Genomic DNA, 16,241 nt, shown 5'->3' on the forward strand with positions numbered 1-16,241 from the left:
ATCAGGTAAAGGCGCCGTGTCTCCATCTGTGTGAAGCCGTCTGGCGTCGCGTATACGAATGACAGGGTGTAAGCGAATAAGCTCATACACAAGCATATGAATTTTATGATAACGAAGAATACGGCCTTTATTATCTAAAAAAGAATGGGATGCCGTTATTTTTCCGTCATTATTTGTTGCACTAATACGGTAATAAATACGTTGTGCGTGGCTGTTTTCATCTGGTTGCCATAATGAAGCGAGTTTTCTATAGCGGCCAGCTCTGTACTCATTTTTTTCTGTGGTCTGAAAAGTAATGATGATTTGAATGTGCTGATCTTGAGTGTAAGAAATGGAATGGTCTTGATGGAAGTCAGTTAACGAAAATTGATGCAACTCCCCTGAAATAGGCAGAGCGATAGATAGGGCATCAAGTAATGATGATTTGCCCCATGTATTTTCACCTATCAGAGTGGTGAGTTGTTCAAAAGAAAGGGATAGGCGTTTTATGCCACGAAATCCTGAAACTTCAATACGTTCTAAAAGCATATAACCTTCCTCATTAAAGAGAGTTGTCATAAATAACTATATAGCAAGTAATAAAAACAAAGCACTATGACAGTCACACTTATTGAATTGTTTAGAGCCTAAGGGGTATCATGCTTTTGAAACACATCGTTATTATTAGGGAACCAAGTTAATGTGCGCAATAAACAATCAAACAATCAGAATACTGCATATTAATGATACTCACTCCTATTTTGATGAGTCTGTCATTGCATTAAATTCAGCCGATCATGGAAAGTATTATATTAAATGTGGTGGTTTCTCTCGGATATCATATCAAGCATCGCATTTGATAAAAGAAGCAACAGAATGTGGCGCAGCTACGGCTTTCTTTCATGCTGGTGATTGCTTTCAAGGCACTTTATATTTCTCTTTATATAAAGGCGTTGCTAATGCCGATTTATTAAATCAATTACCGCTTGATGGAATGGTTTTAGGTAATCACGAGTTTGATCTCGGCAACCAACCCGTCAGTGAATTTATTGCGAATACTGATTTCCCTATTTTGATGGGGAATTGGGATCTTAGCCAAGAAGATGAGACCAAAGGGCATGGCGTAAAATTTTGTGAGCGTATATTAAAATATAATCCGGAATTAAAAATCGCAGAATACATGATTAAACATGTGGGTTTAACGTCAATTGCCATCTTTGGTTTAACGATAGATCGTATGTCTCTGCTTGCTAGTCCAGATCCAGACACTCCGTTTGTTAATGCTGTGGAAGTCGCTAAAAATACGATTGATTATTTGGCAAGTAAGAACATAACTAACGTGGTGATTGTGAGTCACTTAGGGTATGAAGCCGATAAAGCATTGGCGGAGATAATATCCGGTATTGATCTCATTATTGGTGGACACAGTCATGTATTACAAGGTGACTATGAAAGTATTGGGCTCGAGACTCGAGATCAATATGGTGAGAAAGTGAATGGTACGTATATTGTCCAAGCTGGGTGTCATGCGTTAGCGTTGGGCTATTGTGACCTTGAGTATTCTAACGGTGGGGAATTGATCCATTTCAATGGTAATAATCTACTGTTATTAGATGATGTCGCCTATCAAGATAAAGCGTGCGAGACCCCCTTACCGTTAAGAGCGTTAACTGATGTAAAGCAATCACTGTCAGATTTCTCACATGCACAATTTTGTCAAAAAGATGAAAATATTGAATCACTGTTAATTGAAAAATATCGTGGAGAAGTTGAGCGTCTTTCTAGCCAAGTGATAGGGCAGTGTCTAGACGATTTAACTCACCGCCGTGTACCTAATGAACTAGGTCAAAGTGATATAGCACCATGGGTGGTCGAATCTTTCTACTCTAAAGCGCATCAAGTGGATCACCGGGTTCAATTTGCAATGCATAATGCTGGGGGAGTTCGTGCCGGTCTTAACCAAGGGGCAATTACTTACGCGGATATCGCCGGAAATGTATTGCCTTTTGCCATACCGATTGCCATTTACAGTGTGAAAGGAAAGTACTTGAAAGCGGCAATTGAGGGTGCAATTGATAATGCTACGGATAACGGGGTTATTGGTACGGGCTCTGGGAGTTATCCTTACGTTTCACAGCTAAAGTACAGTTATAACGCAAGTAAGCCCAGTGGAAAGCGTATTACTGAATTGAGTATTTATCATGAAGTGAATGGATGGCAACCAGTATTGGATGAACAAATTTATTTTGGTACGTCAACCGCTTACACCATAAAGGGTAAAGAGGGGTACGAACCTTTATTAAATAAAGAAAAGGGTGTGCATATTACCGAACATTCTATGGCTGATTGTTTTATTGATTATTTGCAGCATTACTCAAGTTTGACTAAACCAAAAGAATATTTAAATAAATACCATAGAAATGACAAAGCGATGATGTAATGGCATAAAATTTGCTTTTATAAATATGGAATTAATTCATAGATTTAAGCAAAGGAATATTATGGATAGTAATTGGTCTGATAGATTACTAGCAGTCGGTTGGGTTGTTGCGTGGTCAGTATTGGTTTACTTTGTGCCATTTTCTGGTTGGTAAGTAACAATAAAAAAGCCTTCTATTCTGTAGAAGGCTTTTTGTTAACATTAATTTTACTTATTTAACTCTTTTAAACCAAACTATGTCGGTAAATTAATTTTTGAATAGACGGAGTCTTAAATTGGCTTTTATTTTGATTTTTATTCACTTTATTTGATTTTAGTTCTTATTTTAAGCGTTTAATGTGAATAGGTATTAATGTAACGTTTGCATTAGTAAAACTAATATTACTTTGAAGAAAATGTCATTTTTTGAGCAAAGAATATAGTTCTATTATTGCCACATCAAAATTTAAATGACTTTTATTTTTAAGTGAGGCAATCATGGCACAAGCAGCAATGAACGTTAATAACATCGCTACTTCTTCTTTGGAAAAGAAGGCCTATTCAGTAAGTTTCAAAGGACTGATTGCTCATTGTATTGATGTATTATTTGGTAAAGGCCAAGTAACATCAGTGCATTATACATCAGAATTATCTGAGCATTTACAGAGAGACATGGGCTTACGCCGTTAGTTTCTTTTTAATAAATGCTCTATTAGAAAAAACCAGCCATGAGCTGGTTTTTTTACATTAGCAAAAGAGTGTCGTTACTTTAGTAAATACATACCTTGTTTTTACCTGAACGTTTTGCTTTGTACAATGCCTTATCTGCACGCAGAAACGTAGATTTACAAGGTTCGCTATTTGTATTTATAGCAAGGCCAATACTTACCGTAATACTTCTATCATTGAGAATATGTTTCCAATTAACGTTGGCGATAAGCTCTCTACACTGCTCTGCAATGTGTCGGCCTACCTCTAGGTCATTTGATGGGATAATCAATAGAAACTCTTCACCACCGTATCGAAGAGCATAATGTGAATTATCTAAGTTTTTCTGTAAAACTCGCCCCAATCTTTTTAATACGACATCCCCGGTTAGGTGTGAGTATTCATCATTGATGGATTTAAAGTCATCAATATCAATAATAAGCAGTTGATAATTTTTGATTGTCGGAATGATTTTTTTTATAAACGTAGATTCAAACCAGCGACGATTATAGAGTTTTGTGAGGCTATCGTGCTGTACGTCTTTTTGTAATTTTTCGACCTTATTTTTTTGTTGAACAGACACTTTTTTCAATTCAATGTTTTCTGATTCTGAAATACTAAGACGTAGCTGCAATTCTAAATGAAATAAACGTCTGAGAGCATGTCCTCCAAGTTTATTGATCGGAAAAGAGTGAATAATATCGACGGCTAATTTTTGCGCTTTTTTTTCACACGCGAGTGCATCAGAAAAATTGCCGTATGAAGCCAAGGCGTTACTTTTTATATCTAACAATTGGCGAATGTAATAACCATTAGAATATTTTGATGTTCTTCGAATTTGATGATTGATAATCACTTCTGCCATTTCCCCTCGTTGCAGCTGGATAAGGCAGTTAGCGGCTTCGATAGCAAACAATTTATTTAGCCAAGGAAAAGATATTTTTGCGTACTTGCATTCTTTTTTAAAAGAGATTAGTTGATCTAAAGCGAGTTGAGGCTTATTTTTTAAGCGCAATAATTTTGCTGAATATAAAGCCACTTGAGGGGCTAATTGAGGATCATCAACGAGATATTGTATGACTAGGCACTCTTTAAGCAGTTTATTCGCTTTGGAGAGTCTGTTGAGTTCAAGGAGGCAAGCAATCATGTATAAGCGATAACGCAAAGCCAAATTATGGCTTTCTATTATATGACTGAGAGATTCTAGTTTTTGGTAGTAACGGAGCGCTTTTAAGTGGTCGCCGTAAATTGAGCAAAGATTACCGATACCTAGAATTGATTGGATGTAAAATTCGCTTTTCCCATGCTCTACAGCAATTTTAGAGAGGTTATCTAAAGTCGATAAGGCGTTCTGATAGTTACCAAAATCAATGTGACGATAGCTCAATGAAGAGTAAATTTGTAAAACAAGATCAATATGAGTAGGTAGAACTAATAATGTTAATGCTCGTTGTAAGTGGCAGATACTTTTTTCTGTAAGATCCGCTTTTACTTCATATTCTGAACACATAAATAATGCGTAGGCTTTTTCTTCATTGCTCTCTGCCATGTGTTCTAGTATGTGATACCAAAGAACCAATGATTGAGAATGGGAGAGAACAGAAAGATCAATTCCTTGCTCTTGTATACGATCTAAGAATGTATCCATACGAACCCTTAATTATAATACTTCTTGTGCCATCGATTCTGATAAATACTCGATAATATTAAAATAGCTCACTTCGGGGACCGAAGTGCTGTTTGAATATCGATGCCATGGATAGGTTGATAAACTGATAGATAAAGAATGGATTATTTCTAAACACACGTTGGTTTCTGCGTGAAGTAATAACCCAATTTCGGTGTCATTTAAGCGTGTTAGAGCATCGCCATATTTACAATAGTGATGACTTAATAACGTGATATTTCTTATTTTTTCTTTTGATGAATTGGCAATCACAACAACATGATATTGAGTACTCATTGATGATGTATTAATGTCATGAAGCCTCTGCTGCCATTTATCTACGGGAATTAGGTAGGTGAGTGAAGAAAGACTATTATATTCAAGTTGGTCTTTAATTCGATTGATTAATCTTATGGCTCGGATGTCTAACTGTTTTTTTGAGGTATTGGATTTATCACGTCCGAGATTATTGGATTGTTCTTGTAAAAGTGTTATTTCATATTGGCGATAGCGTTTATAAGAATAGAGTGCTTGCTCATCGTCATTGGTTAACTCAGCAACGCGTGACTGCTCAAGGCATATTTGCGAGCGTAATTCACCTTTATCGAATTGTTCTGATAACATTTCGGCTTTGGTTAATAATTCATACGCCGTCGTAAAATTACCTTTTGCCGTTTCTATTCGAGCTAAACAGATTGCTGAATGTGCCTTCATCCATATTAAATTATGTTGCTTAGCTAGCTGGTTTGAATAGAGACAGCATTGTTGAGCTGAGGTTAGATCATTGAGGCCTAAAAATGCCAGTCCTCTAAAGTCATAGATTTCCGCTTTCCATGTTAGATTCGTATTGTCTTTTAATAATTCTTCCGCTTTTAGAAGAATGGGCAGCATTTCTTGATGGTGGTGAAGTAAGTAGTTATCCCATGCCTGTAATATATAAGCTTTTGCCTCTAGATGAGTAATACGATAAAAATTAGCCCGTTGAGCAGCAATATAATGGGTAGAGTTTGCTTGTGCTAAATTGTTTGTCATACGCCAAACGTTGCCAAGACCAATTAATGCCTCAATTTCAATTTGATAGTTTCCTAATAAAGAGGCTTGCTCTAACGCTTGAATCCAATAGTTCTGAGCTGTATAGAGTTTGGCTTCTCCCCAAGAATGCAAAGCGAGTGTGTGTAATATTGAGGGCAATAGGTCATCATCTTCTAATTCTTGATGAAGCTGTAGGACTTCTTTAGCAATTTTTAGTCCTTGTGAATAAAGGACTAAATGCCAGTAAGTATTTGAAATTATGAGTTTAGAATAGGCGATGCCGTACTTGAAGTTGATGTCTTCGCAAAGTGTTAATAATTGTTCAGCTTCTGATTTTGCCGCTTCTGATTCATTTTCTACGGTCAACTCTAATGCAGTAAGCCGTGTAATTATCTTATCTTTAGAGTTAATCACAAATATCCTTCCTTATTGGTAGTGCCAATATAATACTCTCATTACATTGATGTCACGAAGTATATTAAGGATATGCGAGTCAAGTATAAACTGTTGTTAAGGTGCTCTTGTCATATAGAATATTGTATAAGTTAGCGTTCATTTTCTGCGAGATTAAGCAGGGCCATTGCGCAACTAACGCTTGTGGCAAGAACATCAATAACACCTGTTCTTAATGCACCCATGATTGACAATGCTTTGCGACTTTCACTTGCCATTGCGACTACGTTAGGAATTTGACGAAGATCTTCCATTTCTAAGCCAATAACTCTTCCTCGCATTAACGTATCCGCATCACTGCCATCTAATTTAAAGAAATCAAATCCGCCAATATCACCTACAATGCCATCATTTAAACGCGCTTCTACAAATTCTTTAGGCGTAAAAAAGCCAAGTTTAACCATGTGGCTGTTTTCATCCATATCACCGATCCCAACCAATGCAAACTCTGCTTTTCTGGCTTGGTTCAGTGTTTCCTTAATTGTTGCGTGCTCCATAAAAGCAGAACGAAGGCTCGGGTCATTCACATACGCAGGTGCGTAAAGCGTTTCACTGCTTCCGCCGTATTTTTTTGCTAAACGTCGACAAATATGGTCAGCGTTAATAATATCACCACTGCGGTGTGTACCACCGATAGCGGATACGAATCGAGCATTACGATGGGAGACAATCCCAGCGTGATCAGCGACAGCAGCAACGTTTTGACCTTGACCAACAGCAACCGCCATATCATCTTGCAAGTTATTGTTTAAATAAGAGCTAACGAGAGCGGCAACTTGCTTGCGTTGTTCACTGGTATTGGGTTGATCTAATGAAATCAATGCGCGTTTTAAATTGAATTTTTCAACCAACTTTTGTTCTAGCTGTGCGCTATAAACGGGATGAAATTTTACGGTAATTTCGACAATACCTTCTTCTCGTGCTTTTCTAAGCATGCGTCCGACTTTAGCGCGAGATAAGCCAAATTTTTTCGAGATCTCTTCTTGAGTCGCTCCTTCTTGATAATAAAGGATGGCGATTTCTGTCAACATATCGGTGTTTTCAGTGTGATCTTGAGAAGGTGACGAGCTCATTGTTATTCCTAACTTAATAATTCAGCAAGTGTAATGGGTTTTGAAATTAACCCTAACTTTTGTGCTGGTGTTGTACCTAGTTTATCTTGATGACACAGATTATGCCATGCTCTAAAGATATCTAATAAAGGAAGTAGGCTAGCCGGACGAAGTTTTCGTCTCGGTTCATTCACTAAACTTGTAAATTGATTATAAAAACGTTGCTGATAATCAGTGGCTGAAGTGGCAGAAGCACGCTTTAACCAATATTGTTCATTGTTCTCTGCGCCATTAAGATGGCAAATCCCTTTATGTAGGCCTGAGACTTCGGTAAAAGCCCAGCGATCTCGCCACCAACCCACAAGATGAATATCTACTTTCTCGCCGCTTTGCTCAATAGGAAAAGCATCGTCTTGAGTGACGTACAGTAAATCAATATTGTTGTTTTTAATGCGTTCAAGAAAAACAGACATTGCTGCCGATCGAAGCATAGGCTCTTGAGGCATATAAATCTCAATAGAATCACAATGTGAAAAAGCGTCTTGGATTTCTAAATAATGAGCATAAGACGTATAAGGCGGTCGTATTAACGCCCCTTTCGATGGGTAATTTAAAGAGACGTAATTACCTAAAGGATCTTCAACATTTGCACGGGCTAATATCTCTTGATATTTGCTGTCTACGCGGCTGAATATACTGTTTGTGGCGATAGCTGATTGAGAATTGGCTTCACCAATAAAGGTATTCGATAAATATTGTGCTTCGGGTAAGAACGGGTCGTGATCCAACTGATTACCAGGTTGGTCATTTTCTGAATAGTTAATATGTTGAGCGATGAGATAACCTGAACTCATTTCTGCTGTACAGTACCAGAAAACCCCATTATTACTTAGAGGCTGCAATGGGGTGGCATTTGATGCTAATTGAATTTGGGTTCTGTCATGCTGTAAACGGACATCAAACAAAGACATATGACGTCGGCAACGACTGGCTATTTGGTTAATATGGTCATAAAAGGTTTTAGGATTTATATGTAAACGACGGCAAATCTCGCGTACAGAGTACCCAGTAAATAAAAAACCTAAAATCTTTTGTTGAATAGGGCTTTTTTGGTTTTCACCAGACCATTTATCGACAAAGGTAGAAGCGCAAGATTTACAACGATAACGTTGACGATCACCACTATAACCGAAGGCATGATAAAGCTCACGATGAGTAAGAACATCTAAACCAAAGTGAGAGCAATGGGAATTATTACAAGCAGGTAAAGAATGGCATTGCACTTTTTGCTGACGTGCAAGTTCGTTCAATACTTCATTGTTATTGATTAAGGGAGGAAAAGCACCACATTTCCGACAAACTAATGCAGGTCGCTTCGGGTTTGTGCGTTGAACTAAATAATGTTGTTCATCGCTATCACCAAAATTGTCACACGCCAATGTTTTACAAAAATTGAGTTGTAACCCTTTAGCAGCCAACGGCAGTTTTTCAGTTGGCACTAGACACCCCTTATGTTTTTAAAACGCCAGAATGTTCTGGCGTTGAGGATAGGACTACAGTTTAATGGCGGTTTCTAGTGCCACTGTCATCATATCATTGAATGATTTTTGACGATCTTCTGAACTTAATTTCTCACCGCGTTTTATGTGGTCAGATACTGTTAGGATAGTAAGTGCTTTCGCGCCTAGATCCGCTGCCACACCATAAATGCCAGCCGCTTCCATATCAACACCCAAGATGCCTAATTTTTCCATTTTGTCGAACAGATCAGTTTCTGGAGAGTAAAATAAATCCGCAGAGAATACGTTACCTACTTTTACTGGTACATTAAGTTCACGAGCTTGAGCAACCGCCGTTTCTAATAAACCAAAATCAGCAATGGCTGCAAAATCATGGTTGTTAAAACGAATACGGTTAACTTTTGAATCGGTAGAAGCACCCATTCCGATAACAACGTCCATTAGTTTCACGTCATCGTGTACTGCGCCACAGCTGCCAACGCGAATGATGTTTTTAACACCAAATTCCGCGATCAGTTCGTGTACATAGATACAACAAGAAGGAATACCCATGCCGTGACCCATAACGGAGACTTTTTTGCCTTTATAAGTACCGGTGTAACCGAACATATTACGAACGTCACATACTTGAGTTACGTCTTCTAAGAAGTTTTCAGCAATGAATTTAGCTCGTAGTGGATCTCCAGGCATTAGAACTGTTTCTGCGAAATCACCAACTTGTGCATTAATATGTGGGGTAGCCATAATCAAGGTCTCCAGTCTATAAAGTATAAAAATTTAAGTTTAACTAAATTTGTTGAACATTTTTGTTCGATATGGCGCTATTTTAGGCCTATATTTTAAGGTGTCATGAGATTGATGTCACATTTTTTATCAGAATGTACATTATTTTTATCCTTGATAACGAAATCTGTTGAAACTAAAGAGGCAATCGTAAACGCTTGGTCTGTTCTTATCTTTAATACAGAGTATTGGTTTCATTCTGAGTGGTTCTATTTTAAATTGAAGTTATTGTCTTCTAAGAGGATGATGTACCAAGTTTATCTATGATATTAAAAGTGAGTAAATTGATGAAAGCAAAAAATAAACAATACGCTGTAATTGGTTTAGGCCGTTTTGGTTTAACAGTTTGTGAAGAGTTACATCAATATGGTTCACAAGTGTTAGCCGTTGATATTAATGAAGAACGAGTAAAAAAAGCGACTGATTTTGTGTCTACCGCTGTGGTGGCAAATTGCGCGAGCGAAGAGACCGTTGCTGAGCTAAAATTAGATGAATACGATATGGTAATGGTAGCCATTGGTTCTGATATCAATGCCAGTATCCTGACCACATTGGTACTTAAAGAAGCGGGTGTTAAAACCGTTTGGGTGAAAGCGAATGATAAATTTCATGCGAAAATTTTAACTAAGATCGGCGCTGATCATATTATTCTTCCTGAAAGAGACATGGGTATCCGAGTCGCAAGGAAAATGCTCGATCGCCGTGTATTTGATTTCCATCTTCTAGGCAGTGGACTGGCTATTACCGAAATTGTGGTGGGTGGCCAAAATATGGGGAAATCGTTAGGGCAGCTTGATTTTTGTCAAATGTCAGACGTGAAGATATTAGCCATTAAGCGCGGACCTGAAATCATATCAGCGCCTGAATACAGTAAAGAATTAGAAATGGGAGATATTCTTATTATTGTTGGTCCAGAAGTGAAACTGGCACAAAAAATCAGAACATTATGAATTATTTACCCAAACGTGGTCTATTCCCGTTAAAGAATAGTCAAAAATCAAAAGAGTGGTCAGAACCTAGGATCATTCTCTTTTCATTTTTGGCTATTCTGTTGCCTTCTGCTTTGCTATTAACACTGCCGATATTTTCAGTGTCAGGCTTAAGCTTTATGGACGCTTTATTTACTGCAACCTCAGCCATCAGTGTGACAGGTTTGGGTGTTGTTGATACTGGTACACATTTCACGACCAGTGGTAAAGTGGTCTTAATGTTTTTAATGCAGATTGGTGGTCTTGGCCAAATGACATTGTCAGCGGTATTGCTGTATGTTTTTGGTTTGAGGTTAAGTTTACGTCAACAAGCGTTAGCGAAAGAAGCCTTGGGGCAAGAGAAGAAGATAAACTTACGCAAATTAATTAAGAATATTATTTACTTTGCACTGGCGGCTGAGTTAATTGGGATGTTTATTCTTTCATTTCGTTGGGTACCAGAGTTAGGACTGGCAAAAGGTATGTTCTATGCCGCTTTTCACTCCATATCGGCGTTTAATAATGCAGGCTTTTCTTTATTTTCAGACAGCTTAATGGGGTATGTTAGCGATCCACTTGTTATATTTACTCTGTCTTTCCTCTTTATTGGGGGTGGTCTTGGGTTTACGGTTATTGTTGATTTAGTTAAAAATGGCTCTAAAGGATTCAGTCGACTGCAATTGCATACCAAAATCATGCTCATAGCAACGCCGACATTGTTACTTATCGGTACGTTATTTTTCTATGTACTTGAATATAATAATCCGAATACCTTGGCTTCGTTATCTGTGGGTGATCAATGGTTGGCGGCTTTTTTCCAATCAGCGAGTGCACGTACTGCGGGCTTTAATAGTGTCGATTTAACACAGTTCACCCAACCTGCGTTATTTATTATGATTATATTAATGCTCATTGGTGCTGGGTCTACATCGACAGGGGGGGGCTTAAAAGTATCAACAGTGACAGTAGCGGCAGTGGCAACATGGACTTTTTTACGTCAGAAGAAAAACGTTGTGATGTTTAAAAGAACGATAGGCTGGCCAATAGTAACTAAATCGTTAGCTATTATTGTCGTGAGTGGATTGTTGCTTTCTATCGCTATGTTTTCGTTAATGCTGACAGAAAATGCTGGTTTTGACAAAGTCATGTTTGAGGTTATCTCAGCGTTCGCAACGGTAGGCTTAACGGCGGGTTTAACGGCGGAGTTATCTGAACCGGGTAAATTTATTATGGTTATTGTTATGATTATTGGTCGAATTGGGCCATTAACATTAGCGTATATGTTAGCTAGACCGGAATCTTCGTGCGTGAAATACCCAGAAGAAAATGTATTAACAGGGTAGATAATTCGGATTAATACCACATTAAAAAGGGCATTGCACAAAATGTGTAATGCCCTTTTTTGTTAGTGACTTATTTCTTCAATAGAAAGTATTAATTAGCCGGTAATTGTTCAATTTTTAGAGTCTGAGTCGGGAAGGCAATCTCTGCACCGTGTTGGGCAATAATGTCCCCAATTTTGATTAATACATCTTGTTTAACATGGTGGTATTCAATCCAATTGACCGTTTTTGTAAAAGTGTAGACCAATAGATCTAATGAAGAAGGGCCAAAACCATTGAAGTTAACAATTAAGGTCTGATTCGAATCGATGCCTTCATGATTAACCAGCATTGCTTTTACTTCGATTACAATTTGCTCAATATTGCTAATGTCATCGTAGCGAATACCAATGTCTTCTTTAATTCTTCGATTTAGCATACGAGATGGGTTTTCAACCACAATGCTACTAAATACGGAGTTGGGCACATAAAGAGGGCGTTTATCAAAAGTACGTATTACCGTCATACGCCAACCGATGGTTTCAACCGTTCCTTCAATCGAACGGTCAGGAGAGCGGATCCAATCTCCGACTTTGAAAGGGCGATCAAAATAGATCATCATTCCACCAAAAAAGTTGGACAAGAGATCTTTAGCCGCTAAACCGACCACTAAGCCACCGACGCCACCAAAGGTTAATAAACCGGATAAACTGAGTCCAATCCCCTGCATTAATGATAATAAACCAAGAGAAATAAAGATTAAGCGGACGACTTTTCCAAGGGCTAAAACGGTTGTAATGTCATGTTTTTGATTGGTGAGAACTTGCTTTTCAATTAACGTTGTTAAACGTAACGCGGTCCAAATAAAACCCCAAACCAGAATGAATACTTGAAGGGTGGGGATCCAATCGGGTACTAACTTTAAATGCCCTGACAGCATTATTTTAAACGAGGCAGTTGCTGGCCAGACCCAAATAATCAGACTAACTGGGGAGGAGAGCGCTGTAATTACCGCGTCATCCCAAGGTAATGCCGTTTTTTTTGTAATATGTTGAAGACGGTTGACTACAATGCGCCATACGACCCATAAAAATGCACTAAACAGAGTAATGACGAGTACGTTCTGTACCCAATCATTCTCTTGAAAATTCAGAAGTGCATTCCACCAATTTAAGAAAGGAGTCATGTATTTACTACTCAATAATTAAAAAAGGTAGTTTAGCACTTCACTTGCCCAAAAATAGTATACAAATGATAATATTACCGCAAAAATTAACCATGCTATTAAGGTATGTTTCATTTTGGGTGCATTTCCGGTCAAATCCGCAGACCCAGTAAACATAGGTAAAATTAGATTACTGCCTTTAATACGATAAAATAATACAGCGGCAATGTGCAGCCCAATGAAACCAAGTAAAACATCAAAGCTTTGGTGATGAATCGTAGTTAGAAAACTACTTGTATCATAGCTCACTAAAGAGGCTAGAGGTCCTTCAGAGAGAATGTCATCATTGCTAAATAATCCAGTCACTAATTGTAATGTAAGTAAGAAAAATAGACCTAATACCATATAGCCACCAGCAGGGTTGTGGCCTATCGCATGTGATGCTTTTCTTGCTTTTAGATAAGTAATCGCTTTCTTGGGCGAGGTGATAAAATGAGTGAACTTTGCCGTATCACTGCCAATAATTCCCCAAACAATACGAGTGAGTAAAAACACCATTAAAAGATAGGCGAGCGCAAAATGCCACTCCATTAATCCTTCGTCCGCTGTATACCAAAGAGAGCCAAGTAAAACTACTTGGCTCCAATGATAAACTCGGATAAAACTATCCCAGATTTTCATGAATTCCCTTTAATTACTTTGCTTTATAATCGGTGTGGCAAGCCTTACAGTTTTTTACTGTTTTGCCAAACGCTTTGCGTATTGCGTCTTTATCACCTTTATCGGAGATACTTGCTAAAGCGGCGGCATCTTCTTGAAATTGAGCTAAACGCGATTCAAAATCAGGAAAGTTTGTCCATACTTTAGGTAATGCGTTTGTTTTTCCTTTATCAGATCCTTCTACATAAAAAGCATCTAATGGCATTAACGTTAACTGTGATAATTGATTTGCGCGTTTTGAAAAGATCGCGTCACTCCAATCTGTCTTTCCTTTGATCATCTCACCCATTTCACTGACATTACCTGCAATCATAGTGAATGCGGCTTGACGGTAAGCAATGGCTTTATCGGCTTCATTAAAAGTATGTGCTAAGACAGAGGTTGAAGCGAACAGTGTTGAGGCAATAATCAGTGTTTTTATTGAGCTATTTTTTGTGAACATAAGGCTTCCTTGGCTTGTCATTATTATTAAGCCTTAATTATATGAAATTAAACTTAAAAGAAATAGATTTAAACCACATTATTTACATTGTCTTTACATTCGGATTATTCATATGCTTTTAATTCAACACCTAATTTGATTGCTGCATCTAATTCTCATTTGCGTATAATGTTAAGGTATTTTCCAATTAGGCTAGTCAGTTTTATGCGCATTTTAAATATTACAACGCATCCCGATCTAGAACATCTAGACAATCAGAAAATTCTTCAACGTAATGCAACCAGAGCAATTATTTTAAAAGGGGAAGAGATTCTTCTACTGTATACAGAGCGTTATCATGATTATTCTTTACCAGGCGGTGGTATAGATGAAGGTGAAGACGTAATTGCAGGGTTAGTACGTGAAATTGAAGAAGAAACAGGGGCTAAAAATATTTCAAACATTGTGCCTTTTGGTATATATGAAGAATTCCGACCTTGGTATAAACATGAATGTAATGTATTGCATATGATTTCTTATTGTTATACCTGTAATGCAGATAGGACTCTTGGCGAAACAAGCTATGAGAGTTATGAAATCAGAAATGGAATGCGTCCTGTTTGGATTAATATTCATGAAGCCATTGCGCATAATGAACATATTCTAATAAACAGTGATAAAAAAGGCATGAGCATTGAGCGTGAGACGTTCTTACTTCATTTAATTGTAAAAGAGTGCCTATAAATGTTCACAAAAGAACAAATCGTTAAATTAACTCAAATGAAGATGCCTTTTGGTAAATATGGCGGCAGAGTGCTGATTGATTTACCAGAAGAGTATTTATTGTGGTTTGAGCGTAAAAATGGCTTTCCAAAAGGGGAGTTAGGCGAGCTAATGGCCTTATGTTTAGCGATGAAAATTGAAGGGCTCGATGAAGTGATTCGACCGCTAAAATATCGTAGTTAACACTTTAATAAACGAATGCTAGGTAAATTGATGAGTCAGTTACCTAGCATTGTGTCACCGTATATCGCTTTTTATTTAAATTGAGATTCACCCGCTTTCGCGTTGTTAAAATCGTCAGCTAATCGGTCAGATGCTTCATTCTTTAAATAGTTAAAAGCAGAACAAAAACTGTTCGTTTCGCTATAAATTTCACGAGAACGATCAATATGTCTTTCTGCAGTACGACGCACTTGAGCGGTATTTGTCGGGTTGCTGTATTGCACTTGTTGATCAAAGACTTCTTTAATGTATTTCTCTTTACAAATGTCTTCATTATCAGGTGTTGCAGTTATATCGGCAAAAGAGGCAGTAGAGATAAGTGCCAAGAATAAGGCGTAAAAACGGCTCTTCTTCATCATGTTATAAACCTTATTGTAATTAACGATTTGATTCTACGTTTACAGTATAGGGAGTGCAATATTTAGGCCGAAATAATTACTTACTTTTTGAAAGGAATTGAGGTTAAACACCTTTTTATTTGAAACTTGAGATCGCTCGCTATGTTGTGATTGCATTCGTCTTCTTCGCTATTTAGTATGAAGTAAGATATTTAATGGAAGAATCATAATGAAAAAAGTACTAATGGCACCGGAAGGTCCTGAATTTTCAGAGCTTGTACAAGGATATTGGCGTCTTTCTGATTGGAATATGACAGCTCAAGAGCGCTTAACGTTTTTAAAGCAACATATTGAACTTGGTATAACAACGGTCGATCACGCGGACATTTACGGCGGTTATCAATGTGAAGCTTTATTTGGTGAAGCGTTAGCGATTGATCCTTCGGTTCGTGACAAGATTGAAATCATAACAAAATGCGATATCAATTTATGTACGGCTGATTTTCCAAATCGTAAAATCAATCATTACGACACATCGAAAGAACACATACTCAATTCTGTTAATAACTCACTGTCTCGATTAAATATTAATGAAATTGATGTTCTTCTTATTCATCGCCTTGATGGATTGATTTCCACTTGATTCGTTACTAATGGTTTATCTAAACGCGACTGCAATAAATCAAAATG

16 protein-coding genes and 1 pseudogene are annotated in these 16,241 nt (G+C 37.6%); 7 read left to right on the top strand and 10 right to left on the bottom strand.

The features are described 5' to 3' along the window. The coding region (locus AACV33_RS17940; protein ID WP_182700500.1) for a DUF2813 domain-containing protein at window positions 1–528 on the bottom strand (528 nt) is incomplete at its 3' end. A 151-nt stretch (window positions 529–679) separates the two neighbouring features. On the opposite strand from AACV33_RS17940, the gene AACV33_RS17945 reads away from it, so the two are divergent. Both AACV33_RS17945 and AACV33_RS17950 read left to right on the top strand, forming a co-directional pair. Continuing rightward, window positions 680–2,419 (top strand): bifunctional metallophosphatase/5'-nucleotidase, encoded by a 1,740-nt coding sequence (locus tag AACV33_RS17945; RefSeq protein WP_012551790.1) that lies wholly within the window; start codon window positions 680–682, stop codon window positions 2,417–2,419. A 477-nt stretch (window positions 2,420–2,896) separates the two neighbouring features. Then, entirely contained in the window at window positions 2,897–3,088 is a 192-nt protein-coding gene (locus AACV33_RS17950; protein ID WP_012551791.1) for a hypothetical protein, read from the top strand. A gap of 79 nt (window positions 3,089–3,167) precedes the next feature. Here the strand turns inward: AACV33_RS17950 and AACV33_RS17955 are convergent, their stop codons facing one another. The 5 genes from AACV33_RS17955 to deoD all read right to left on the bottom strand — a co-directional run bounded on the left by AACV33_RS17955 (window position 3,168) and on the right by deoD (window position 9,573). After that, entirely contained in the window at window positions 3,168–4,754 is a 1,587-nt protein-coding gene (locus AACV33_RS17955) for a GGDEF domain-containing protein (RefSeq protein ID WP_182700501.1), read from the bottom strand. Window positions 4,755–4,766: 12 nt separating this feature from the next. Then, a complete protein-coding gene (locus AACV33_RS17960; RefSeq protein WP_182700502.1) occupies window positions 4,767–6,218 on the bottom strand; it encodes an ATP-dependent transcriptional regulator in 1,452 nt (483 codons plus the stop codon). A gap of 131 nt (window positions 6,219–6,349) precedes the next feature. Continuing rightward, entirely contained in the window at window positions 6,350–7,330 is a 981-nt protein-coding gene (locus AACV33_RS17965; RefSeq protein ID WP_012551793.1) for a sugar-binding transcriptional regulator, read from the bottom strand. An 8-nt stretch (window positions 7,331–7,338) separates the two neighbouring features. After that, on the bottom strand, window positions 7,339–8,808 hold the full coding sequence (locus AACV33_RS17970; RefSeq protein WP_182700503.1) for an IS1 family transposase: 1,470 nt from the start codon (window positions 8,806–8,808) through the stop codon (window positions 7,339–7,341). 54 nt (window positions 8,809–8,862) lie between these two features. Continuing rightward, on the bottom strand, window positions 8,863–9,573 hold the full coding sequence (deoD, locus tag AACV33_RS17975; protein WP_017020879.1) for a purine-nucleoside phosphorylase: 711 nt from the start codon (window positions 9,571–9,573) through the stop codon (window positions 8,863–8,865). A gap of 326 nt (window positions 9,574–9,899) precedes the next feature. On the opposite strand from deoD, the gene AACV33_RS17980 reads away from it, so the two are divergent. Both AACV33_RS17980 and AACV33_RS17985 read left to right on the top strand, forming a co-directional pair. Continuing rightward, a complete protein-coding gene (locus AACV33_RS17980) occupies window positions 9,900–10,562 on the top strand; it encodes a potassium channel family protein (RefSeq protein ID WP_012551796.1) in 663 nt (220 codons plus the stop codon). Continuing rightward, complete coding sequence (locus AACV33_RS17985; RefSeq protein WP_012551797.1) at window positions 10,559–11,923, top strand: TrkH family potassium uptake protein; 1,365 nt, start codon at window positions 10,559–10,561, stop codon at window positions 11,921–11,923. The genes AACV33_RS17980 and AACV33_RS17985 overlap by 4 nt, the downstream gene beginning before the upstream one ends. 91 nt (window positions 11,924–12,014) lie before the next feature. Here AACV33_RS17985 and AACV33_RS17990 read toward each other — a convergent pair whose 3' ends face one another. The 3 genes from AACV33_RS17990 to AACV33_RS18000 are packed head-to-tail and all read right to left on the bottom strand — an operon-like array spanning window position 12,015 to window position 14,229. Beyond that, window positions 12,015–13,088, bottom strand: a complete 1,074-nt coding sequence (locus AACV33_RS17990; protein WP_017020878.1) for a mechanosensitive ion channel family protein — start codon at window positions 13,086–13,088, stop codon at window positions 12,015–12,017. A gap of 18 nt (window positions 13,089–13,106) precedes the next feature. Then, complete coding sequence (locus AACV33_RS17995; protein ID WP_182700504.1) at window positions 13,107–13,748, bottom strand: cytochrome b/b6 domain-containing protein; 642 nt, start codon at window positions 13,746–13,748, stop codon at window positions 13,107–13,109. A gap of 13 nt (window positions 13,749–13,761) precedes the next feature. Further along, window positions 13,762–14,229: a c-type cytochrome gene (locus AACV33_RS18000; RefSeq protein WP_017020876.1), complete on the bottom strand. Its 468-nt coding sequence runs from the start codon at window positions 14,227–14,229 to the stop codon at window positions 13,762–13,764. A gap of 204 nt (window positions 14,230–14,433) precedes the next feature. Between AACV33_RS18000 and AACV33_RS18005 the strand changes: the two genes are divergently transcribed. Both AACV33_RS18005 and AACV33_RS18010 read left to right on the top strand, forming a co-directional pair. After that, the gene (locus tag AACV33_RS18005) at window positions 14,434–14,952 is read left to right on the top strand and encodes an NUDIX hydrolase (RefSeq protein WP_012551801.1); all 519 of its coding nucleotides are present in this window, start codon (window positions 14,434–14,436) and stop codon (window positions 14,950–14,952) included. Beyond that, entirely contained in the window at window positions 14,953–15,174 is a 222-nt protein-coding gene (locus AACV33_RS18010) for a DUF3820 family protein (RefSeq protein WP_012551802.1), read from the top strand. Window positions 15,175–15,245: 71 nt separating this feature from the next. Here AACV33_RS18010 and AACV33_RS18015 read toward each other — a convergent pair whose 3' ends face one another. Next, window positions 15,246–15,572 carry a hypothetical protein gene (locus AACV33_RS18015; protein ID WP_017020875.1) on the bottom strand — a complete coding sequence of 109 codons (327 nt, stop codon included), beginning with the start codon at window positions 15,570–15,572 and terminating at the stop codon, window positions 15,246–15,248. Window positions 15,573–15,780: 208 nt separating this feature from the next. Between AACV33_RS18015 and AACV33_RS18020 the strand changes: the two are divergent. Next, window positions 15,781–16,185 (top strand): annotated as a pseudogene (locus AACV33_RS18020) (aldo/keto reductase); the annotation flags it as partial. Window positions 16,186–16,241: the final 56 nt, after the last annotated feature.

The organism is Aliivibrio sp. SR45-2 (assembly GCF_963890165.1).
In the GTDB taxonomy this organism is placed as follows: domain Bacteria; phylum Pseudomonadota; class Gammaproteobacteria; order Enterobacterales; family Vibrionaceae; genus Aliivibrio; species Aliivibrio salmonicida.